The sequence below is a fragment of the Rhodoferax koreense genome, assembly GCF_001955695.1.
In the GTDB taxonomy this organism is placed as follows: domain Bacteria; phylum Pseudomonadota; class Gammaproteobacteria; order Burkholderiales; family Burkholderiaceae_C; genus Rhodoferax_B; species Rhodoferax_B koreensis.
Window position 1 is genome coordinate 4,765,834 of the sequence record NZ_CP019236.1, and the last position, 22,321, is coordinate 4,788,154.

Below are 22,321 nucleotides of genomic sequence, written 5' to 3' on the forward strand. Positions count from 1 at the left end.
TTCCACGTAAGTCTTACTGTGTCACAAGCGTAGCCTTGTGCCCACACTGCCGTAGCAAGGGCACTGCACGAACTGGGCGATCAGTTTGTGAGCCAGGCGATGGCGTAGCGTCGTGATCGAGTTCTTCACGTGCCGCTGCGCGCGCAGGACTGCCTCGGGGCGGTAATCGTCGGGAACCGTAGGCATTTGGCATTCGCTGAAGTTTATTTTTCCGCCCCCCGATTTTTCGGCAATGAGTCGCTCAGTCATCAAGAAACCGTAGGCCGTGATATTCGGGCTAGTGTGGTGGTGGAAACCACGCCAGCCACGCCCCTCGTAGTGGCCCAACCCGAAGTCCTGCTTCAGGTCTTGATAGTCGCGCTCGATGCGCCAGCGCTGGTAGGTGGCGCTGGCCAAGTCGGCGATAGGCATGTCTTCGGGCAGCGTGGACAGGATGTACTTGCAGGGTTCGGCCTGATCCTTGTGCCATTCGATCAGCAACCATTGCAGCGGGCGCAGCCTCGCTTTGCCGGCATTGCCGCCTGCATGGCGCACGCGCAGTGCGGCAAAGCGCCCGCTGAGCCGCGCATTGGTGCATTCGCGCCGGATGATGGTCTTGAATGTCCGTGCGGGCAAGGACATGGTCAAGGCCTTGACGCTGACCGGTTGCAACTCGGGGGTACGGCGCGGCAGCACCAGCGGCCGCCCTTTGCCGCTGTAGGGCACGGGTGGCAGCGGCTCAACCCCAGGAGCCCAGACCACCATTGCCGAGATCACGTCACCGCGTAGGTCAGCCCCATGTCGCCCAAGGCCTGGCCAAGGTGGCGTCCACGCCGTAGCCTGCGTCGGCCAACAAGCAGCGGCGCGCGGCGCCATCGGCCACCTGCTGCAACGCACTGCAAATATGATAGATCGCGCGTTTCACGGTTAAAGCAGAGTGCCGTTTGTGCTGCGGCATACGCAGGATTGGACGACTCGCGGAGAACCAGATGGTCTCAGTCGCTACGGCGACTTGCGACCGCCGGGTGCGGCTCCGAAGGGAGGCCGCAACGCCCCCGGCGCTGACATCTACAGGTGTTGCTTCAGTTGGCGTGTCCTCCATCACGTTCCGGTCAAGAGGTACTGACATCCCCCGCCAAGGCGTCTTGGACAACAGCCAGACTCGGTTGGCGCTTTGCTCAATGTACCGGCCACGCACGACCTCGCAGCCGTCCGAAACGATACGCGTCCTACCTTGGCGAGATCAGCCCCGCCCCCGAGAACATCATCAACCGCAACTTCCAGGCTGCAGCCCCCAATGAGAACTGGCTCACTGACATCACGGAGTTCCAGATACCTGCAGGCAAGGTGTACCTGTCGCCGATCATTGACTGCTTAGACGGGGTGGAAATGAGCTGGACCATTAGCACGAGCCCGGGTGCTGAGCTGGTTAACACCATGCTGGATGCAGCCATCGAGACGGTGACGGAGATCAGCGAACGACTAGTGGTTCACTCAGACCGCGGGGACACTACCGCTGGCCAGGCTGGCTATCGAGAATGAGCGAGGCGAACCTTACCCGCTCCATGTCCCGCAAGGCCTGCTCGCCTAACACCGCGGCCTGCGTGGGATTCTTCGGGAGGCTGAAGAACGAGCTGTTCTATCCTCGGGACTGGAAGAGCGTCACCATTGAGCAGTTCATTGGCGTGGTCGACAACTACATCCGCTGGTACAACGAGAAGCGGATCAAGATCTCTCTTGGCTCCCTCAGTCCTGCCGAATACCGGGTGAGCCTTGGACTTACGGCATAAAACCAGTCCAAGTTTTTATCCACACCCCCATTTGAGCGGTTCCGTAGAACTTGGACTCTCATGATGATAGTTATTCGGCTGAATTATGAAACTGTCGAGTAGCATCGCCATTCAGCAGCTGTGTTTCTGCGTTTGACTTCTGGCAAGTCTAGAAGCGTTGCAAGCCCATTGGTGGCGCCTCCACGCCCAAGCCAGTCAGCGCCCCCTCAGCCCGCACGTTCAGTCCTCGGGCAGCCTGCCGACCGTGGCGGCTCCGGGCGCCCCCCGCCAGCCCTATCATGCGAGTGTCGGCATGCTGCTCTGCTAGCAAATTCCCTTCTCTTCTCCGATGATGTAACGGTGTCGGAAATCCAAATTGCAACCATAAATATTAAGTATGGCAAAACCTGATGTGTCGCCCCTCATTCCCGATTGTGCGGCCGACCTCTCAAACTCAACCGCAACCACTTCGCTGTTAAAAGCAGCAACCGGGACAGCAATACTTGGCCGGAGCGATGGGCGCTGGCTAAACGAACCTAAACGTTGGAGCGCCGATGCCACTGGAGATTTGATGATCGTTACCGATCAAGCAACAGATTTCTGGTGTGAGACGCACTACGGATTTAGCCGTGACTCCGGTCACTTCCTCGGCTTCACCGCCCCGGACGCCTTCACCGCACAGCTTCGCATCCGGGGGCAGTATGAAAAGCTCTACGATCAGGCCGGGATCATGGTGCGAGTCGACGAACATCGCTGGGTTAAGGCAGGCATAGAACTGTCGGACGGACGGGCCATGCTCAGTAGCGTGCTGACCATGGGTCAATCCGATTGGGCAACCAGTCCTTATGAGCATCTTGCAGAAGATTTCTGGATACGCGCGACCGTCAGCCAGGGCGTGCTGAGGCTCCAGGTGTCTGCAGACGGCCAGAACTGGCCCCTCGTTCGCATTGCGCCTTTTCCGATCGCGTCTTCGTATCAGCTAGGTCCGATGGCCTGTACACCCGAACGGAGCGGATTGCGGATCCGGTTCTCGGACCTTCGAATCACCGCGCCGCTCGGCAAGGACCTTCACGATTTGAGCTGACCACGCTGAATAAAACAGAAGATTTGGCTGGTTAGATTCAGTACCCTTCCGTTCAAGCACTCAAGGTGATGCATGGAAACCACTGCATCGTGCCGCGTCGCAAGCTTGGCCGTCGACCAGCGCCAAGTTGCAAGCGAAGGCCTCCGAGCTGACTGACCCTGACCCAATTTCCTTACCGATCAGAAGTTAGGATTTCCGGCTCTTTTGTTGCCCGGCGTGCGGGGTTTAAACCCCGCACGCCGGGCGAACTCCTGGGGTGTTGTCCAGTCTAGCGCGCTGTGGGGTCTGACCTCGTTATAGAACCGTCTCCACTCCTCATTCTTGTCCCGGGCGTCTTCCAGACTCATGAACCAGTGTTCGTTCAGGCACTCCTGGCGCAGCCGTCCGTTGAAGCTCTCCACCATGGCGTTGTCGGTGGGCTTTCCTGGTCTGCTGAAGTCCAGTTCGACGCCGCGTTCATAGGCCCACTTGTCCATGACCTTGCTGATGAACTCGCTGCCGTTGTCTGTCTTGATGGTCTGCGGCAGGCCGCGCTCGTACACGATCAAGTTCAACACCCGCACCACGTCTTCGCCTTTCGGCTTTGTCCGGCATGAATGGCCAGACTCTCGCGCGGGCAACAGTCCACGACCGTGAGCATGCGCAACTTGCGACCGTCAAACAGGTTGTCGGCCACAAAATCCATGCTCCAGATCTGATTGACTTGCTGCGCCGAGGTCTTGGGTTGGCGCAGTCGTGCCGCCTTGCTGCGCCTGGGCTGCTTGAGGCGCAGTGACAGGCCTTCCTCCCGGTACAGACGGTACCAGCCCAAGGTCAATATGCGGACCGGGGTCGTCTTAGGTGCAGAAGCGTTGATCCGGTGGCAGCATCCGGAGCGGGGATTACTGTTCCCGGACACGTTTCTTCCGTTGATCGAAAAGCATCCTTTGAGCGAGGCACTTGGTGCTTGGGTCATGGAAGCGGCACTGGAACAAATGGACATTTGGCATCGGAGCGGGCTGCAACTTCCAGTCAGCGTCAATGTTTCAGCTCGTCAGTTCCAGGATCAAGGTTTCGCTGGCAGCCTGGCTGCTCTTCTATCGCAATATCCAAATATTTTGCCGGCTCACCTTGAGCTCGAGATCCTAGAAACCAGCGCTCTGGACGACGTGGCTTCCGTTCAAAAGATCATCCGCCGCTGCCACGGACCTTGGCGTTCATTTTCTCTGGACGACTTCGGCACTGGATACTCGTCGCTGGGCTTTCATACGCCTGCTGAGATGTTCAGCGAATGTGTTGCATCGACCTGTTCAATCCGCCAGCGATAGCAGCCATCACCCACTAGTTTTGAGCCAGAAATGCGCTTCCATCAGATTGGGTGGTCAATGTTTGGATCGCGACCAGCTTTTTATGCAGTGCGCCGACAATCGGCACATCATTTGCTCTCCTGGACTTGTACCCTGACCCGCATTTTCCGATCCCTGGTCAATTTCAACTACCGAGTCTGGGTGACAGGCGCCTTTGTTTCCAACATCGGTACGTGGGTGCAGCGGGCCGCACAGGACTGGCTCGTACTCACCGAGCTGACACAGCACAGCGCGACGTCACTGGGTATCGTCATGGCACTGCAGTTCGGCCCACACATCCTGTTGCTGCCACTGACCGGTTTCGCCGCGGACCATCTGGACCGCCGCAAGCTGCTGATGTTCACGCAAGCCTCCATGGGAGCGTTGGCCTTGGTGCTGGGGCTGCTGACCGTCCTTGGACAGGTCCAGCTCCGGCACGTCTACGTCTTTGCCTTTCTGCTCGGCTGCGTGACGGCGTTCGATTCACCGGCACGCCAGACTTTCGTGGCCGAACTGGTGGGCGAGGCCGACCTGTCCAACGCCGTGGCGCTGAACTCGACGTCGTTCAACACCGCGCGCATGGTCGGGCCCGCGATCGCCGGTGTGCTGATCGCCTCGGTAGGTACGGGCTGGGCCTTTGTCATCAACGCGGGATCGTTCGTCGCGGTACTGTGCTCTCTCGGCCTCCTGCGTGTTCAGGAACTGCACCGCTTCGAGCGGGCCATCCGCACACGTGGCAGTTTCGCCGAAGGCTTCAAATATGTCTGGCATCGGCCGGACCTCATGGCGATCCTGGTCATGGCCTTTTTGATCGGAACGTTCGGCATGAACTTTTCGATCTACATCTCGACCATGGCGGTGAAGGTCTTCCATGCCGATGCAAGCGGCTATGGGCTGTTGGTGTCGATCATGGCGGTGGGCACGGTTTCCGGCGCGCTGTTAGCTGCGCGCCGTGCGGCGCCGCGTATCGAATTGCTGTTCGTCGGCGCCGCGGCATTTGGTGTGGGCTGCACGCTCGCTGCCCTTATGCCGAGTTATTGGTCCTTCGCCGCATCCTTGGTGGTCATCGGTGTGTCCGCGCTGACCTTCAGCAATTCCACCAGCAGCCTGGTTCAACTGTTGACCGAGCCCCGCATGCGCGGGCGGGTGACGGCGATTCGCCTGTCCATCGCCCTGGGTGGCACGCCCATCGGCGCGCCCCTAGTTGGCTGGGTGGCGGACCGGTTCGGCCCGCGCTGGGCGCTTGGCGTGGGCGCCGCAGCCGGTTTCGCTGCCGCTGCGGTGCTGGTGCGCTACCTGACGAAGCACAGAAAGCTGCGCATCGACTGGGAAGGCGCCCGTCTTCGCGTGCACATGGACTGACTGGCCGCGCGTCGATTTTTTCTTATTACAATTAATTCTTATTCGCAGCAGACACCTTCCTCGATGACTTTCAGCCACCGCCGACGCCAGATATCGGCCATGTTCTTATGGGCATCGGCGTGCGGCGCCGCCGTCGCGCAGGCTACCCCGACCAAGGAGGTCGGACCGACGCATGCAGCGCCGCGCAAGCTCGCAGCGGACGTGGGCAGCGGCGCGGCCGACGACGAGTTTCCCCGCACGGTGGCGCATTACGGCGGCAAGACGACTCTTCAGCAAGCCCCGCTGCGCGTGGCAGTGTTGTCCACCGGTCAGAACGACGGTCTGCTGACCCTCGGTCTGGTGCCTGTGGGCACGACCCCCGACGATCAGGGCCGGCTGTATGCCGACTATCTGGTGGAAGGCTTTGCCAGTCGGCAGGCGCAGATGCGCCGCACCGCAGATCTCGGCGTGCGCAGCGCTCCTGACCTGGAGGTCCTGGCTGCGTTGCGCCCCGACCTCATCCTCGTCAACAAAGCGATGCTCACGCCGCAGATGCAGGCCCTTTACCAACGCATCGCACCCACCGTCGTCACGCGCGGCAACGGCGTGAACTGGAAGATCGATTTCCTGCTGTTGGCCGATGCGCTGGGACGCACCGGTGCAGCCCGTGCCTGGCTGGCCAGCTACCACGCCGATGCGTCTTCGATGGCCCAGCAATGGCCGCAAGGCCAAGCCGCCAGCGTGTCCTTCGTCCAAGCGAATGCGGCGCGCAATCGCGTCATGGGTGTGCGCTCGTTCGCCGGCAGCATTGCCGAAGACGCCGGCCTGCGACGCCCGCCGAGCCAGCGTTTCGCAGGGAATTCGCAGGACATCAGCGCTGAACTTCTGGACCAGGCCGATGCCGACTGGATTTTCTACGCCGCGCGCGACAAGACCTTACCCGCACTGACCGGATCGCCGCTGTGGCCGCGCCTGCGTGGCGTGGCGCTGAGCCATGCGGTGCGTGTCGGGCTCGACCCTTTCTATCTGAACGCCGGCCCGCTGGCCGCGCGCATCGTGCTGAGCGCGCTGGCACGCACCGCGCCCGACACCCTGGCCGCCCGATGACCGTGTTTCCAGCCGCCTCCCCGGCCCGCCGTGCGGCCCGGGGCCTGGGCTTGCTGTTGCTGTTGGCGGCCTTGATCGGGCTGGTGCTGGCCAGCATCTCGCTCGGCTCGCGGCCGATCCCTGTGGCGCATTTGTGGCAGATCCTCTGGCAGCCCGATGGGAGCGTGGAGTCCGCCATCGTCTGGCGTATGCGCATGCCGCGCACGGGATTGGGTCTGGTCGTCGGCGCAGCGCTGGGCGTGGCCGGCGGCCTCATGCAGGCGCTGACACGCAACCCGCTGGCCGATCCAGGTCTGCTCGGCATCAATGCCGGTGCGGCACTGGCCGTGGTGCTGGCCATGTCGGTGCTCGGCATCGGCAACTATCTCGGTTACGTGGGTTTCGCCTTGCTCGGTGCGATGCTGGCCTCCGTCGGTGTCTACGTGCTGAGCAGCGGCGCCGCGCCCAGTGCGCAACGCGTGCGACTGCTCCTTGCAGGCACGGCCATCAGCGCCTGCCTGGCCTCGTGCACGGGCATCATCACCTTGTTCGACAGCAACACTTTCGATGCCTACCGCTTCTGGGTCGTCGGCGCACTGGACGGTCGCAATGCGGACGTGTTGTGGCCCATGCTGCCGCTGGTGCTGACGGGCATTGCCATCGCGTTGTGGCAGGCGCGGGCGCTCGACGCCATCGCGCTGGGCGACGAGTTCGGCCAGGCGCTCGGCCTGCGGCTCAAACCGGTGCGCATCTGGAGCTTCATGGCGATTGCATTGCTGTGCGGCGCGGCCACGGCGGCCGCCGGCCCCATTGCCTTCGTCGGCCTGGTGATTCCGCATGCCGTACGCTTGATCGTCGGGCCGCACTGGCGCTGGATATTGCCGTACGGCCTGCTCGCGGGCCCGGTGCTGGTGCTGGGTAGCGACATCGTCGGCCGGCTCATCGCTGTGCCCAGCGAGATCGAGGTCGGCATCGTCACGGCCTTCATCGGCGCGCCTGTGTTGCTGGCTCTGGTGCAGCGCAGCCGGCGCCGGAGCGCGGTATGAAGCTTTACCTCAGCAGCGGCATCTGGGCCGAACTCGCGCACCGGCGCACGCGCATCGTGCTCGGTGTGCTGCTGGTTGCCGGCATCACCGTCAGCCTGATGGGCCTGCGCCTGGGCAGTTACGACCTGGCCTGGGGCCGCTTTTTCGCGACACTCTGGGGCGGCGGCGAAGACATGGGGCGTATGGTGCTTTTCGACTTGCGCCTGCCACGTGCCCTGGTGGCGCTGGGCGCAGGCGCAGCGCTGGCCACGGCCGGGGCCATCTTCCAGAGCCTGTCGCGCAATCCGCTGGCGAGCCCGGACATCATCGGCCTGACCACCGGGTCGGCCACGGGTGCCTTGGTGACGATCCTTTGGCTCGGCGACCAGGCGCTGAACGTGCCGCTGGGCGCACTGGTCGGCGGCCTGGCCACGGTGATGCTGGTCTATCTGTTCAGCCTGCAGCGCGGCATGCATGGCCAGCGACTGGTCCTGATCGGCCTGGCGATTGCGGCCATGCTGGCCTCGGTCAACGATTTCCTGATGACCCGGGCCGAGCTCGACCAGGCCCTGGCCGCCAAGATGTGGCTGCACGGCAGCCTGCAGGGCAGCGGCTGGTTGCAGGCGCAGCGCCTGGGGCTGGGCTGTGCCGTGCTGCTGCCGCTGGCCTGGCTGCTGAACCCACGCTTGCGCATGCTGGAGATGGGTGACGAACTCGCCACCAGCCTAGGCTTGAACGTCGGCCGCAGCCACGCGTATCTGACCCTGGTGGCCGTTGGCCTGACGGCGCTGGCCATCGCCTGCGCCGGCCCGATCGGTTTCATCGCCCTTGCGGCGCCACAACTCGCGCGCCGGTTGTGCCGCGCATCCGGCATCGGGCTGTGGAGTGCGGCCCTGATGGGCGCCGTGTTGTGCGCCAGCGCGGACCTGCTGGCACGGCTGATGCTGGCGCCGTTTCAAATCCCGGTCGGCCTCGTCACCAGCGCGCTGGGCGGGGCCTATCTGGTCTACCTGCTGGCCCGCGAATGGCGAAGCCAGGATCTCTGAACCATGCCATCCACGCCCCTCACATCACCGACCTCGCGCCTTCGCGGCCATGACCTGACGCTCGCTTACGGGGACACCAGGGTGGCCGAACATTTGAGCGTTGACATCCCCGACGGCGCGTTCACCGTCATCGTCGGGCCGAACGCCTGCGGCAAGTCCACGCTGCTCAAGGCGTTGGCGCGGCTGCGCAGGCCGCAGGCGGGCCAGGTCTTTCTGGACGGCGCACTGATCGGCAGCTACCCGACGCGCGAGGTGGCACGCCGTCTCTGCCTGTTGCCGCAAACGGCGACGGCACCCGAGGGGATCCGCGTGGCCGAGTTGGTGGCACGGGGCCGGCATCCGCACCAGAGCCTGTTCGGCAGTTGGACTGCCGAAGACGACCGCATCGTCGGCCAGGCCTTGCAGGCCACCGAGACCCATGACCTGGCCGACCGGCTCGTCGACGAGTTGTCGGGCGGCCAACGCCAGCGCGTATGGGTGGCGATGGTGCTGGCGCAGGATACGCAACTGTTGCTGCTCGACGAGCCGACAACCTACCTGGACTTGGCCCACCAGATCGACCTGCTGGAACTGTTCCGCGACCTGAACCGCAATCAGGGCCGCACCCTCGTGGCCGTGCTGCACGACCTGAACCATGCCTGTCGTTACGCCGACCACCTGATTGTGCTGCGTCAGGGCCAACTGATTGCGCAGGGCGCGCCGGGCAACATCATCACCGCGGCGCTGGTGGAGCAGGTGTTCGACCTGCCCTGCCGCATCATCGAAGACCCGGTGTCGCGCACACCGTTGGTGATTCCGGAAGGACGTCGGCAGGCGTGATCAGGCCTCGTCGCCACGCCTGATGCTATCCAACGATAGCTGGTAGTCCAGGTGGAATTTTGGCAAGCGGTCGTTTTTGCTTAAAGATCGACCTTGAACGTCAGCTTGGCCGTGCGCGGCGCGCCCGCGGCAAGACGCGTACCGGCCGCGGCCCAGTACTCCTTGTTCGCCACGTTGTCCACGTTCAACTGCCAGGTGGTCTGTTTGCCCCACGAACGCGTGACGTAGCGGGTGCCGACGCTGAACGTGGTTACACCACCCAGGAAGGCCTGGTTCAGGTCGTTCACGGGACGACTGCCGGTGAAGTAGGCGCCACCATTGAACGACAGGCCCGGCACGCTGGTCAAGGCGTAGGACAGAAAGGCGCTGGCCGTTTTCTTGGAGGTGTTCTCCGGGCTCTTGCCGTTGTAGGTCGCGTTGATGTTCTGGAACTGGGCATCGAGCCACTGGCACGAGGCTTGCCACGCCAACTGCTTCGTGAGCTGACCCTGCGCTGCCAACTCCACGCCGGTGTAGCTTTGCTGGCCATTGGCGGTGAACACATTGCTGGCGTTGGTGTAGTAGCCGGGGCGGGTGATGTCGAACAATGCCGCAGAGACCAGCATGCCGCCGTCGGTGCGCCAGCGCATGCCCACTTCCTTTTGCCGGCTCACACCTGGCGCCAGGCGTTCGCCCTGGTTGGCGGTGCCGTTGGGCGCGGTCTCGCCCTGTTCGATCCCATTCGCGAACGACGCGTAGGCGGAAATCGACGGCGTGATCTTGTACACCAGCGCGGCCATCGGCGTGGTCTTGCTCGCGTCGTAATGGTTCGTGCCCTGGTCGCTCTTGAGGTTGCTGCGGCGCAGGCCGAGCATGAGCTGCCATTGGGAGGACAAGCTCACCTGGTCCAACGCATACAGACCGGTGTCTTCCGTGTCTAGTGCTGCCGTGTTGGCCGTGGTCGGCACGGCACCCAGGTTCACGGTGGTGATCGGCAGCGGGTTGTACAGGTTGCTCGAAGCGATGGTGTAGTTGCGCTGGAACACCGGATCCTGGCGGTAGGTCGTGCGTGCCACGCCCAGCGTCAGGTTGTGCTGGAAGCCAGCGGTGGCGAAGATGCCGAACAATTCCGCGCGCAGCAGATCGCTGGTGTATTCGGCGTGCTGGATGTTGCCGCGGATGCTGCCGTTACCGCTCGCCACGGCGGCGGCATTGGTGAAGGTGAAGATGGGCAGCTGGCGGTCGCGTTCGGCGGCGGACTGGCCGGCTTCCAGGGTCAGGGCCCAGTTGTCGCTCAACGCGTAGTCGGCGCGCACCTGGGCGTTGCGGGTGGTGGCCTCGAAGGTGGACCAGCCCGGCACGGACAACTGCTTCGGGTCGACCGCACGCGGCAGCGTGATGACGCCGTTCACCGCGGTCGGCAAGGCCACGCCGATCTGTTCGGAGGTTTTGCGGTGGTCGTATTCCAGGTCCATCTTCAGCGTCAGGCGGCTGTTCACGCGCCAGTCGAATGCGGCTGAGGCAAAGCCGCGGTCGCCATCATCGACGCCGTTCAGGTAGGAGCCGAGCACACCGCCGGCCGCGTTGACTCGAAGGCCGTACTGTTGTTCATCGCCCAGGCGGCGGCCCACGTCCACCGTGGCCAGGGCCGTCCCTTGCTGACCGACCTCCAGGCCGAACGTTGTCACGGGCCGCGCGCCGGCGCGCTTGGTCACAAGGTTGACGATGCCCGCCGGCGTGGTGAAGCCGTAGTACAGCGCAGACGCACCCTTGAGCACTTCCACGCGCTCCTTGTTCTCCATCGGGATCTGGGAGAAGTTCAGCAACGGCATGGCGCCATTGAGGCGGTAGTTGGTGCGGTTTTCGACACTGATGCCGCGGATCACCAGTTGGTCCCAGGTCTCGCCACCATTTTGCTGGCGCGTCACGCCGGCGGTGTTGCGCAATGCGTCGTACACACCGGCAGCGCCTTGTAGCTCCAGCACATCACGCGTCACCACGTTCACGGTGGAAGGCACATCCATGATGTCTGAGCCACGGAAGCTTCCGGCTTCCACCGTCTCAGGCGCGAAGCCCTGGGCCTTCACAGCCTGTACCGACACCGTTGACAAAGTTGGTGCATCCGCCTGTTGGGCGTGGGCAGCATGGGCCCCGTAGACCAAAGACAGCGTAAGAGGTACTTGGCCGAGTCGGAAAGTGCGAGGCATGGTCGAAAATTGGGAAAGCGGTGTGCGATGGCGCGGAGATCGATGGGAACTGGACGCCAGATTGTATCAACGAGAATAACAACCATTTGCATTTGGTTGGATTTCCGCTGCGCTGCACAAAGGGGGATGCGGACGATAACTCGGACTATCAGGAGGTAGTCCATGTATTCCTACAAAGACAGAATTCGGGTCGTCGAGCTTCACGTCAAGCTCGGCAAACGCGTCAGGCCAACCATCCGTCAGTTGGATTACCCCACCGAGAATTCCTTACAGGGCTGGCACCGCGAGTATCAGCAGCGGCTCGACTTGCGGCTGGTCTATGCAGGCCGGGAGCCGAAATTTCGCAGGCGCAGAAGGTGGCGGCTGTCGAGCGCCACCTCAACCACGATCGATGCATCGGTGCCACTATGAGGACCCTGGGCTACCCCTATTCGTGGGACGTTGACCGCATGGGTTCCTGAGGCCATTCCTGAGGCCAGAAGGGCCGTTGTGGGCAAGGTGGCCAACGAGGGTACCGGGGTACACTTCGGGGTACCACCTTGGGCTGCCGGAAAACCCTGCACCGGCCGCCTCAAGCCCATGATTTCGTTGCGCTTTTTTGACTTGCACAGGGTTTACGTGTCGCCTCCGTGAAACGCCACCAAGACCTCAAAAGCCTTCTAAGTCAACGACTTAAAAGGCTTTTTTATTTGCAGGGTGCCACTTCGGGGTGCTACCTATGGCGATTTCTGAGCCCCGTCTCTAGAAAATGCAAGGTCGGTTACTGCTCATGAGGGAAACCGCAAAGTTTGGCATAGCCATTCGCGAACGCCTCCCCCATGACAGTCCGATAGAACTCGAGAAAGCTCATAAAGCTTAGGCCGGTGTCCAAGAAGCCAGCGGCAGCCCACTCCAAAGGAAATCTGTCCGGGTCGGCAACAGGACCAGATGATCGTGTCGTTGCCTCGACATTCGGTTTTTTCGAGAGGCCATGACAGGCCCTGACGCTGAGCCGCCTTATCGGATGCGATGCGTGGCGAAATGCTGACGGACGCTCTCTTCGAGCAGGCTGCGGTGTTCGTCCAGCGCAGCCTCATCCGCACTACCCGCTCAATCCCCCGCGCATTCCAACGCACCAGCGCGAGGATTTTCGCCCTGCTTGCCAGGGCCGGGACCGGTAGCGGGAATGCCGTAGGCCGCCTTCTGGTTGGTACTTTCGGTGGTCTTCACGCCGCTGGCGTCGAAAGTCCAGGCGTCCCAGTAGTTGACCGGCACCACCTGCGGCACGCCGGAAGACTTCAGGAAGTCGCGCAGCAACGGCTGCTCGTCGGGGAAGTACGGAAAATGCAGCCCGTACTCGAGATTGAACTCCGACACGGAATTTCCGCGCACGCCCAGATGGTGCGGCATGAAAGTCTTGACCTTGAACGTGGGCACCACCAGCCGGGCCTGGGTGACCACCCGCGATTCGGGCCCGCCCTGCCACAGGTCGAGCTGGGTGGCGCCGGCCGCGGCCATGGCCGCCTTCAAGTTGTCCATCGGAGAGCCGTAGGTCACGCCATCGGCAACGCGCGGCGTGGTCAGGTCCTTGCCGCCGGCACCGCTGTCCGATACGTACAGCTGCAGTGGCTGGCCGGGGCGGTCGCGGGTCTTGGCGCTGATCAGGAAGCCGAATGTCTCGGGCCCGTTGGTGCCATTCCCGAAGGCCGTGCAACCGGACACGCTGTGGACCCAGCGCACGACCCGCACCGTGATGTCTTCGTTGACCCTGATAGTCTCGCCGCCCTTGAGCGACGTGCACTGCGACGCTGGATTGCCGTACTTCACCACCGCGGCGCAGACCGCCGTAGGGGCATACACCGGCTTGCCGGTCTGCTTGGCCCATTCGGGCACCTGCACGGCATGGTCCACGTGTTCGTGGCCCACCAGGATGTAGTCGATGTTGCCGCGCAGCTTGATGGTGTTGAAGGCCTTGGTGACCGAGGCGACGTCGGGCGTGGCCGCCGACGACTTGGTCTCGCCATCGAGTAGCAAGCCCGCGGTGCCGATCTGGTAGTGCCAGTTGGTGATGCCGAACCAGGTCATGCGCACGTTGGGCGGCAGGTTGTCGCCGTCGCCACCGCCGCAGGCGCCGAGGGCGAGGACCACGGCCGTGACGCCGGCCATGCCCATGAGGATAGAAGGGCTTGTTTTCATCTGTGTCTCCTTGTGGCAGCAACATCGCTGCTTGTCGGGCCGGACGATAACGAGCCGAAGCTGTCAAATGGCTTTCAAAGCTCAACACGCATCTTCGCCTGATGACCTGAGCGTCAAGACGCCGGCAGCGGCTGAAAGCCTCCTGAAAGCCACGTCTTGGCAGCATTGCAGGTCTCACTCGGAGGATGCATGCCCCCTCCGTTGGCGTCACATGAAGGAGACAGAAATGAAGATCAACACAGATCGAATCAGGCTGGCCGCGATGGCTTTGGCACTGGCCGTTTCGGGATATGCCGCCGCGCACGGCCAGGCCCGACCGCAGCACGGCGGGCTGGTCGACAACGGTGGCGAGATCACGTTCGAGATGGTGCAGCAGAAAGACGGCATCACCATCTTCGTCGACGACCACGGCAACCCTGTTTCCACGAAGGGCGCCATCGGCGAGTTGCTGTTGGGCAGCGAGACCGGCAAACGCATCGCCTCGCTGATCCCTTCGGGACAAAACCGCGTCCGAGGCGCGAAACCGGTCTATCGCGCAGGTGATCGGCTGTATGTGCGGCTGACGCTGGGGGACGGCAGTATCGTCGTCGGCGAATTCCTGACCCGATAGCTTGGTGGGCATGTGGCGAAAGGCTAGCGCTGAAAGCATTTAGAAAGCTGTCAGGCGGCAGCATCCGGTTTTGCAAATATTTTGGAGACAGACATGGCATCGATTCCCATTCCCCGCCGCACCCTACTGAAGACCGGCGCTGCCCTGGCGCTTGGTCAACTCGCCGCCAGCCGTGCCTTCGGTGAGACCGTCTGGCCCAGCAAGGCCATCCGCTTCGTCGTGCCTTTCGCACCGGGCGGCAGCTCGGACATCGTGGCCCGTTCAACGGCGGCCGAACTGACCAAGCTGCTCGGCCAGAGCGTGTTCGTCGACAACAAGCCCGGTGCCGCAGGCAATATCGCCATGAACGAGGTGGCCCGCTCCGACGACCAGCACACGCTGATCCTCGGCCACATCGGCACCCTGGCGGTGAACCCCTACATCTTCGACAAGCTGCCGTACGACGCCAACAAGGACTTCAAGCCGGTCAGCCTGCTGGCCAAGGTGCCGAGCCTGTATGTGGTGCATCCGAGCGTGCCCGCGAAAAACCTCAAGGAGTTCATCGCGCTGGCCAAAGCGCAGCCCGGCAAGCTGAGCTACGGCTCGGCCGGCAACGGCAGCGCCGGCCACCTGGCGTTCGAATACCTGAAAATGACCACCGGCATGTTCATCCTGCACGTGCCCTACCGCGGCACTGGGCCGCAGCTGACCGACCTGCTCGGCGGACGGCTCGAAGCGGCCGCCATCGGTGCGTCTGCCGTGCTACCGCACATCAAGGCGGGCAAGCTGCGCTGCATCGCCACCGGCTCGGCACAGCGCTTGCCGCTGTTGCCCGACGTTCCCACCGTGGCCGAGCAGGGTTTCCCCGGCTTCGAGATGACCCAGTGGTACGGCCTGCAGGCCCCGGCCAACCTGGCGCCGGCTCACCTGGAGCGCCTCTCCGTGGAGACGATGAAGGCCATCAAGACGCAGAATGTTTCGGAGCGGCTGGTGGCCGATGCGGCGCTGGCCGTCGGCAACACCCCGGCCCAGTACGCCCAGTTCATCGCGGCCGAGCAGAAGCGCTGGAAGGAAGTGGTCACCGCGGCCAAGATCAAGCCCGACTGAGCCGGCGCACCGATTCGGCACCGGTTTACTATCGCCGCATGCGCGCACTCCTGGCAGAAGACGAACAGACCCTGGGCACGTGGCTCAGCAAGGCCCTGGAGGGCATCGGCATTCAGGTCGAATGGGTCAACAACGGCAAGCTGGCCGACCTGGCGCTGCGTGGTGGCACGCACGATGTTCTGATCCTCGACCTGGGACTGCCCGGCATGGAAGGCGAAGAAGTCCTGCGGCGGCTGCGCACGCGCGACCAGCGTCTGCCCGCCCTGGTACTGACCGCGCGCGACTCGCTGATCGAACGCGTGAAGATGCTCAACCTCGGCGCCGACGACTTCCTGGCCAAGCCCTTCGAGCTGGCCGAACTCGAGGCCCGGCTGCATGCGCTGGTGCGGCGCTCGCGCGGCGTCGAGCATCCGCGGCTGGCGTGCGGGGCCTTGACCTTGGACGTCGGCCGCAAGCAGTTCGTCTGCCGTGGCGAGCCCGTGGCCATGACGCCGCGCGAGTACGCGGTGCTGCAGGTGTTGATCCAGCACAGCGGCGAGCCGATGTCGAAGCAGCAAATCATCGACCGGGTGTTTCCTGATGACCAGGACGTTCATCCTGAGGCCGTCGAGGTGCTCATCCACCGCCTGCGCAAGCGGCTCGATCAGGCAGGCGTGCGCATCGGCACGATCCGTGGACTTGGCTATGTTCTGGAAGAAGCTTAGGAAAGCGCCGCTCCGGCACAGCCTGGTCTTGCTGCTGCTGCCGGTGCTGTTGACCATCACCTGCGCCGAGCTCTGGATGACCGACCGCGACGCGCTGGATGCCGCGAACTCCGCCTACGACCGCTCGCTGCTGGGTGCCGTCAGGTCCATCGCGGCCAACATCTCCACCGCCTCGGGCGGCCTCTCCGTCGAATTGCCCTACCGGCTGTTCGAGTTCTTCGAACTCACTGCCAGCGGACAGGTGTACTTCCGTGTGTCGACTTCGGACGGCCTGGTGGAACTGGGCAGCGCCGACCTCCCGCCTTCGCCGAGCGTTTTGAAGGTCGGCGTGCCCGTGTTCTACGACGCGGCGTACTTCGGCGAGTCCGTCCGACTGGTGGCCCTGCTTGCCGCACTGGACGCGGCCTCCGCAGGCAACCCGCAAAGCCAGGTACTGATCCAGGTCGCCGAGAGTACGCAGTCGCGCCAGGAATTCACCCAGCGTTTTGTCCAACGGTCGGCGCTGCGCGACGGAGCCATCTTTGCCCTGACGCTGTTCACCGTCCTGATCGTCGTCACCACGGCGCTGTCGCCGCTGGCGAAGCTGGCCACACAGGTGCGGGCCCGACGCGCTGACGATCTGACGCCAATCAGTGAAGAACTGTTGCCCGCCGAAGTGCTGCCGCTGGTGTCGGCCGTGAACCAGCAGATCGACCGGACGCAGGCCCTGTCGTCACGCCAGCGTCAGTTCGTGGACGACGCCTCGCACCAACTGCGCACGCACCTCACCACGCTGCACGTCCAGGCCGACCACGCCATCGGCGAGGCGGAATCGCTGGCCGTGCGGCAGACCCTGGAAGCGTTGAAGACCGAAATTTCCCGTGCTACGCGATCGACCAACCAGTTGCTGGCCCTGGCTCGCAGCGATGCGGTCGCATTGGCCTGGCAACCTTTTGATTTGGCACTGCTCGCCAGGGACGTGGTGCTCACGCACCTGCCGCAAGCCCGTCACAAGCAAATCGATCTCGGCCTAGGCCAGGCGCCGCCGGGTGGGCACGACATGACCGCGCTAGGCGACAGCGACCTGCTGCGCGAGGCGCTCATGAACCTGGTCTCCAACGCCATCAACTACGGCAAGATCGGCGGTGAAATCACCGTGCTTTATGCCACTGACTCGGAAACCTGGAGCCTCGGTGTGACGGATAACGGTCCTGGTATCAGCGAGTTGGAGAGAGCGCGCTTGGGAGAAAGATTCATGCGGGGAAACCAAAAACCGTCAACGGGTTCCGGCCTTGGCTTGGCCATTGTCGGATCCATCGCAGAAAAGCATGGTGGTGGCTTGCGCCTTGAACAACGGGCCGATGGTGGACCAGGCCTGCATGCGCACATCTGGTGGCCCAGGAGCCAATGGCATTCGGTGGGGGCCTGCGCATGAACTGGCCGCTCCGTGTGACGCGACGGTTTGCGCTGCAGTCCAGCCTCGCATTCGCCGGTTTGCCGCTGCAAGGCATGGCTCGGGCGGACATCCTTGACGCTCCGGAGTGCATCGTCCCTGCCAAGGTCGGGGGCGGCTTTGATTTGACCTGCAAACTGGTCGGTACTCTGATCGACCGGCACAGCACGCGGGGCAGCCCGTTGCGCGTCAACTACCTGCCCGGCGGCATCGGCGCGGTAGCCTACGACCGTGTGGTCACCGGACGCCTGCCAAACCCGCATGCCCTCATCGCTTTCTCGGGTGGCTCTTTGTTGAACCTGGCGCAGGGAAAGTTTGGTCCGCACCAGACGTCCGATGTGCGGTGGGTGGCTGCGGTAGGCACCGACTACGGCGCTATCGCCGTGCCTAAGGACTCGGCGATCCACACTCTGCAAGATTTGAAGCTGCAACTTCAGCGAGACCTCTCCAGAGTGGTCTTCGGCGCTGGAGGCACCGTCGGCAGTCAGGACTGGGTGAAAGCAGCGCTCATTGTCAAGGCGGCCGGTCTCGACCACAAAGGCATGCGCTTCGTTTCGTTTGAGGGTGGTGGAGAGGCTATCTCGGCGCTGGAAGGTCGACACGTCACGGTCTTCTGTGGCGATGCAGCGGAGGCGTTTCAAGCGGCGGATGCCGGGGCCAACATCCGGGTCATCGCCATACTGTCAGATAAACGGGTGGCTTCAAGACCGACCGTGGCTGTCGGAATTGAGCAAGGTTTCAATCTGGTTTGGCCCGTGATCCGCGGGGTGTATGTCGGGCAGGCTGTCAGCGACGCTGAATACAGACGATGGGTAGATTTTTTTGAGGCTGCGATGTTGCAGTCTGACTACGCGTCAATCCGCCAGCAATATGGACTTTCGTCATTCACAATGACGGGCGAGGTACTCACCGAGTTCGTCGGCAAGGAAGTGGTAAAGTACCGCGGCCTTGCGCAAAGCCTCGGGCTGCGAGTACCACCGCAGAAAACATGAACTCAACGCACACCGCTTGGCATGGTCTGATTGACTTCCGGTGCCAAGGCTCTTCAAAAGGATGCGTAACATGCCGAGAAACGGCCTATCGCCCTGCTCCGCTCGCATCAGATCGTCATGCGGCGCCTCGCTGAAGTTGCGCACGAACGACTTCGACGCGGCATACAGCGCCATGTTGGGCACGGACTCGTACGCACCGGTCGAGGCGATGTTCACCATCGGCGCCGGTCCGGTGTTTGCCTTGCGCGCGTCGACGAAGCAGCGCGCGAGCGCGACCAGCGAGGTCATGTTGAGTTGGACGAGCTCCAAGTCGCGCGCCCGTCGACCTCTTCGAACCGGCGCAAGTAGCCGAACCCCGCGTTGTTGATCAGGATGTCGATCGGGCCGTTGGCGGTCGCGGCGTCCCACAGTGCGCGCGCGGCATCGGGCTTGCCGAGATCTGCGGTGACGATCTCTACTTTCACGCCTTTGCAACTCGCGGCGACTGCGTCGAGTGCGTCGCGTCGCCGCGCCGCGCCGTCAGCAGGAGATCCACGCCGAGCGCCGCGAACTCACGCGCGATGGCCGCGCCAATGCCGCTGGATGCACCGGTCACCAGCGCGCGCTTGCCGATGTTGGCGGTTGTGTCGATACTCAAATCGTTCTCCTAACCTTTTGGAGCAGCCAGGAAACCGAGGTTTGCGCGGCCGCTATGTCATCTGCACCACGACCTTGCCTTTGGCGCGTCCGCTCTCGACGTAGGCCAAGGCGTTGCCGGTGTCAGCGAACGAAAATACGCGATCGACGACGGGGCGGATGGCGCCCGATTCGATGAGTGAAGTGATCTCGCGCAACTGCGCACCATGGGCGCGCATGAAGAGGAAGGAGTAGGTGACGCCACGCCGCTTGGCCTGCTTCCGGATGCCGTGGCTCAACAGACGCAGCACCTGCCGCAATGGCCAGGCAAGCCCCTGTTCGGCGCCGTAGTCCGGCGTGGGTGGACCGGAGATGGAGACAAGGTGTCCACCCGGCTTGAGCACCTGCAGCGACTTTTTCAGTTCGTCGCTGCCCAGGCTGTTCAGCACCACGTCGTAGTCGTGCAGTTCGGTGGCGAAGTCGTGCGTCTTGTAGTCGATGACGACATCCGCGCCGAGTGCCTTGACCCATTCGACGTTGCGCGTGCTGGTGGTGGTGGCGACGAAGGCCCCCAGATGTTTGGCCAACTGGACGGCGATGCTCCCCACGCCACCGGAGCCGGCCTGGATGAATACCTTCTGCCCCCTCTTCAACTTGGCGGTTTCGACCAGCGCCTGCCAGGCGGTCAAAGTGACCAGCGGGATCGAGGCCGCCTCCTGCATGCTCAGATTGGCGGGCTTGCGTGCAAGCGATCCTTCCTTGACGGCGATGTAGTCGGCAAAGCTGCCGATCCGGAAATCGTCCGGCCGTGCATAGACCTCGTCGCCCGGCTTGAACTGTCGCACACGCGGACCGACCCTGACCGCCTTGCCCGCGACATCATGGCCCAGCACGAGGGGCATGTGATAGGGCAGGATGAGCTTGAACTCCCCGCTCTTGATCTTGGCGTCGAGAAGATTGACGCCTGCCGCGTGGACCTGGACCAGGACCTCATCGTCCCGCAGTTCAGGCTCCGGTACCTCGGCGATCCGGCCGGTTTCCTTCTTGCCGTAGCGATCGATGATGAAGGCTTTCATGTGGTTCTAACTCCAAAGGGCCGCGGGAAGGCAGCGTAAAAAAGGGGCGCAGTTATATCGAAGCTTGGCTTCATCGCTCACGCCGCCAAGAACATCAGCGCCTTGGACACGAAGTGGGCGTGGTACTGGAAGATGCCGCCGTGGCCAGCGTCTTGGTAGATGACGAGCTGGGCATGGGGGATGCGGCGCGCCATCTCGTGGCTGAGCGCACTGGGCACCATGATGTCGTTGTCGCCGTTGGCGATCAGCACCGGCATGCGAAGACTGGCGAGGTCCTGCGACGCCCGTCGACCCCAGGCCTTGATCGCCTCCAGTTGGCGCAGGAACGCGCGTGGTGTCGGCCCGTTGTCGCGGCCGGTCTTGCGTTGCTTCAGCCTTTTCAGGAAGGCGCTCGCGGCCTGCCGGCCGTTGCTCGTCGAGGTGAAGAACAGATAGGTCTTGGGGTCGTGCAGCGTCAGCAGGCCCTTGAGCATCAGCGGCCAGGCCACGGCACCGACGCGATCGATGCCCTGGCCACCCGCCGGGCCGGTGCCCGTGAGGATGAGCTTGCGCACCAGCCCTGGTGCCTTCAGCGCTAGGTCCTGCGCCACGAAGCCACCGAGCGAGAAGCCGAGCAGATCGACCCGATCGAAACCCAGCGCGCGGATCAACGCGATGGTGTCGTGCGCCATCTCCTCCACGGTCGCCGGCGCGATGCCGCCGGATGCGCCGATGCCGCGGTAGTCGATGGCGATGACACGATGTCGGCGGCCCAGCCCATCGACGATGCGCGGGTCGAAGTTGTCCAGCACGGCGCCCCAGTGGTTGAGCAGGACCAGAGGGATGCCGTCTTCAGGGCCGAGTTCGCGGTAGGCGAAGCGGGTTCCACCGGCGTCGACCCAGCGGGTCTGCGCCCGGACATAGGCGCTTGCCGATTCGGAATCGAGGTTGACATTGGTCATGTCGTGACCTTGCACCTGGTCTTCACGCGTTGACGTCCACCACCGTGCGGCCGCGCACCTTGCCTTGAAGCAACTGGCCGGCCAGGCCCGGCACTTCGGCCAGGCCGACCAACTGCGTGGCGCGCGCAAGCTTGCCCAGGTCCAGATCGGTGGCCAGCCGTGCCCATGCCTGCAGCCGCAGGTCCCGCGGTGCATTCACCGAGTCGATGCCGGCCAGGGTCACGTTGCGCAGGATGAAGGGCAGCACCGAACCGGGCAGGTCCGCGCCCTGCGCGAGCCCGAAAGCCGCCACCGCGCCGCGGTAACGCGTCTGCGCCAGTACGTTGGCCAGCGTGTGGCTGCCCACCGAGTCGATCGCGCCGGCCCAGCGCTCCTTGGCGATCGGAGCGCCCGGCTCGGACAGTGTGCGGCGGTCGATGACCTCGGCCGCCCCCAGTTCACGCAGGTAGCCCGTCTCCTCGAGTCGCCCGGTCGAGGCGACCACGCGATAACCCAGCCTGGACAACAGAGCGATCGCGACGGCGCCTGCGCCACCACTGGCCCCGGTGACCAGCACCTCGCCTTGGTCTGGCGTCACGCCCGCATGTTCGAGCGCGAGCACGGACAGCATGGCGGTGTATCCCGCGGTGCCGATGGCCATGGCATCACGCGTCGAAAACGTGTTGGGCAGTTTGACCAACCAGTCGCCAGGCACACGCGCCTTCTGTGCAAACCCGCCATGGTGGCTCTGGCTCAGACCCCAGCCGTTGGCGACGACGCGCTCGCCCACCGCGAAGCCTGGGTGCGACGAGGCTTGCACAACGCCTGCGAAATCGATGCCCGGAATCAGCGGGAACTGCCGGATCACGGGCGCGTGGCCGCTGACCGCCATCGCGTCCTTGTAGTTCAGCGTCGAATAATCGATCGCGACGGTCACATTGCCCGGCATCAGGTCGCCCTCGTCGAAGTCGACCAACGCGGTGGAAATCGCATCGCCCATCTTGGTGGTCAGCAGTGCCTTGAATGTCATGCTCGTATCTCCTGTTGGGTT

The 22,321-nt window shown here is 63.5% G+C and carries 18 protein-coding genes and 5 pseudogenes; 14 read left to right on the top strand and 9 right to left on the bottom strand.

Translation table 11 applies throughout. The features are described from left to right. Positions 1 to 13: 13 nt before the first annotated feature. Positions 14 to 862, bottom strand: a pseudogene (locus RD110_RS22095) (IS701 family transposase); the annotation flags it as partial. Between the two features lie 323 nt (positions 863 to 1,185). On the opposite strand from RD110_RS22095, the pseudogene RD110_RS22100 reads away from it, so the two are divergent. Both RD110_RS22100 and RD110_RS22105 read left to right on the top strand, forming a co-directional pair. After that, positions 1,186 to 1,769: pseudogene (locus tag RD110_RS22100) on the top strand (IS3 family transposase); the annotation flags it as partial. A 376-nt stretch (positions 1,770 to 2,145) separates the two neighbouring features. Then, on the top strand, positions 2,146 to 2,832 hold the full coding sequence (locus tag RD110_RS22105) for a DUF1349 domain-containing protein (RefSeq protein ID WP_083686448.1): 687 nt from the start codon (positions 2,146 to 2,148) through the stop codon (positions 2,830 to 2,832). Positions 2,833 to 3,011: 179 nt separating this feature from the next. Here RD110_RS22105 and RD110_RS28680 read toward each other — a convergent pair. Next, positions 3,012 to 3,634 (bottom strand): annotated as a pseudogene (locus RD110_RS28680) (IS3 family transposase); the annotation flags it as partial. Positions 3,635 to 3,650: 16 nt separating this feature from the next. Here RD110_RS28680 and RD110_RS22115 point away from each other — a divergent pair. The 6 genes from RD110_RS22115 (at position 3,651) to RD110_RS22140 (ending at position 9,474) form a co-directional block, all read left to right on the top strand. Further along, positions 3,651 to 4,139, top strand: a complete 489-nt coding sequence (locus RD110_RS22115; protein WP_076202037.1) for an EAL domain-containing protein — start codon at positions 3,651 to 3,653, stop codon at positions 4,137 to 4,139. Positions 4,140 to 4,271: 132 nt separating this feature from the next. Continuing rightward, complete coding sequence (locus tag RD110_RS22120; RefSeq protein ID WP_076205453.1) at positions 4,272 to 5,519, top strand: MFS transporter; 1,248 nt, start codon at positions 4,272 to 4,274, stop codon at positions 5,517 to 5,519. A 99-nt stretch (positions 5,520 to 5,618) separates the two neighbouring features. Further along, complete coding sequence (locus tag RD110_RS22125) at positions 5,619 to 6,605, top strand: iron-siderophore ABC transporter substrate-binding protein (protein WP_157900297.1); 987 nt, start codon at positions 5,619 to 5,621, stop codon at positions 6,603 to 6,605. Beyond that, positions 6,602 to 7,630, top strand: coding sequence for a FecCD family ABC transporter permease (locus RD110_RS22130; RefSeq protein WP_076202039.1), 1,029 nt, complete (start codon positions 6,602 to 6,604; stop codon positions 7,628 to 7,630). Before RD110_RS22125 ends, RD110_RS22130 begins: the two co-directional genes overlap by 4 nt. Beyond that, complete coding sequence (locus RD110_RS22135) at positions 7,627 to 8,655, top strand: FecCD family ABC transporter permease (protein ID WP_076202040.1); 1,029 nt, start codon at positions 7,627 to 7,629, stop codon at positions 8,653 to 8,655. Before RD110_RS22130 ends, RD110_RS22135 begins: the two co-directional genes overlap by 4 nt. Positions 8,656 to 8,658: 3 nt before the next feature. Then, positions 8,659 to 9,474 carry an ABC transporter ATP-binding protein gene (locus RD110_RS22140; RefSeq protein WP_076202042.1) on the top strand — a complete coding sequence of 272 codons (816 nt, stop codon included), beginning with the start codon at positions 8,659 to 8,661 and terminating at the stop codon, positions 9,472 to 9,474. Positions 9,475 to 9,554: 80 nt separating this feature from the next. On the opposite strand, the gene RD110_RS22145 is transcribed toward RD110_RS22140, so the two are convergent. Continuing rightward, complete coding sequence (locus RD110_RS22145; protein ID WP_076202044.1) at positions 9,555 to 11,660, bottom strand: TonB-dependent siderophore receptor; 2,106 nt, start codon at positions 11,658 to 11,660, stop codon at positions 9,555 to 9,557. Positions 11,661 to 11,822: 162 nt separating this feature from the next. On the opposite strand from RD110_RS22145, the pseudogene RD110_RS22150 reads away from it, so the two are divergent. Next, positions 11,823 to 12,161, top strand: a pseudogene (locus RD110_RS22150) (IS3 family transposase); the annotation flags it as partial. A 588-nt stretch (positions 12,162 to 12,749) separates the two neighbouring features. Here the strand turns inward: RD110_RS22150 and RD110_RS22155 are convergent. Next, entirely contained in the window at positions 12,750 to 13,835 is a 1,086-nt protein-coding gene (locus tag RD110_RS22155) for an MBL fold metallo-hydrolase (RefSeq protein ID WP_083686452.1), read from the bottom strand. Between the two features lie 226 nt (positions 13,836 to 14,061). On the opposite strand from RD110_RS22155, the gene RD110_RS22160 reads away from it, so the two are divergent. The 5 genes from RD110_RS22160 (at position 14,062) to RD110_RS22180 (ending at position 18,659) form a co-directional block, all read left to right on the top strand. Next, positions 14,062 to 14,445, top strand: a complete 384-nt coding sequence (locus RD110_RS22160) for a hypothetical protein (RefSeq protein WP_076202045.1) — start codon at positions 14,062 to 14,064, stop codon at positions 14,443 to 14,445. A gap of 93 nt (positions 14,446 to 14,538) precedes the next feature. Continuing rightward, complete coding sequence (locus tag RD110_RS22165) at positions 14,539 to 15,531, top strand: Bug family tripartite tricarboxylate transporter substrate binding protein (protein WP_076202047.1); 993 nt, start codon at positions 14,539 to 14,541, stop codon at positions 15,529 to 15,531. Between the two features lie 38 nt (positions 15,532 to 15,569). Then, complete coding sequence (locus tag RD110_RS22170) at positions 15,570 to 16,235, top strand: response regulator (RefSeq protein ID WP_076202049.1); 666 nt, start codon at positions 15,570 to 15,572, stop codon at positions 16,233 to 16,235. Then, complete coding sequence (locus RD110_RS22175; RefSeq protein WP_076202051.1) at positions 16,216 to 17,649, top strand: sensor histidine kinase; 1,434 nt, start codon at positions 16,216 to 16,218, stop codon at positions 17,647 to 17,649. Before RD110_RS22170 ends, RD110_RS22175 begins: the two co-directional genes overlap by 20 nt. Then, positions 17,646 to 18,659: a Bug family tripartite tricarboxylate transporter substrate binding protein gene (locus tag RD110_RS22180; RefSeq protein ID WP_076205461.1), complete on the top strand. Its 1,014-nt coding sequence runs from the start codon at positions 17,646 to 17,648 to the stop codon at positions 18,657 to 18,659. Before RD110_RS22175 ends, RD110_RS22180 begins: the two co-directional genes overlap by 4 nt. Here the strand turns inward: RD110_RS22180 and RD110_RS28375 are convergent. From RD110_RS28375 to acuI, 5 genes and pseudogenes are all read right to left on the bottom strand, one after another. Then, positions 18,549 to 19,123: pseudogene (locus RD110_RS28375) on the bottom strand (SDR family NAD(P)-dependent oxidoreductase). The gene RD110_RS22180 and the pseudogene RD110_RS28375 sit on opposite strands and share 111 nt — an antisense overlap. Further along, on the bottom strand, positions 19,120 to 19,296 hold the full coding sequence (locus RD110_RS28385) for an SDR family NAD(P)-dependent oxidoreductase (protein ID WP_275425855.1): 177 nt from the start codon (positions 19,294 to 19,296) through the stop codon (positions 19,120 to 19,122). The pseudogene RD110_RS28375 and the gene RD110_RS28385 overlap by 4 nt, the downstream one beginning before the upstream one ends. 52 nt (positions 19,297 to 19,348) lie before the next feature. After that, positions 19,349 to 20,350: an NADP-dependent oxidoreductase gene (locus tag RD110_RS22190; protein ID WP_076202052.1), complete on the bottom strand. Its 1,002-nt coding sequence runs from the start codon at positions 20,348 to 20,350 to the stop codon at positions 19,349 to 19,351. A gap of 77 nt (positions 20,351 to 20,427) precedes the next feature. Beyond that, complete coding sequence (locus RD110_RS22195; protein ID WP_076202054.1) at positions 20,428 to 21,291, bottom strand: alpha/beta fold hydrolase; 864 nt, start codon at positions 21,289 to 21,291, stop codon at positions 20,428 to 20,430. A 22-nt stretch (positions 21,292 to 21,313) separates the two neighbouring features. Continuing rightward, positions 21,314 to 22,300 carry an acrylyl-CoA reductase (NADPH) gene (gene acuI, locus RD110_RS22200; RefSeq protein WP_076202056.1) on the bottom strand — a complete coding sequence of 329 codons (987 nt, stop codon included), beginning with the start codon at positions 22,298 to 22,300 and terminating at the stop codon, positions 21,314 to 21,316. Between the last annotated feature and the right edge of the window lie 21 nt (positions 22,301 to 22,321).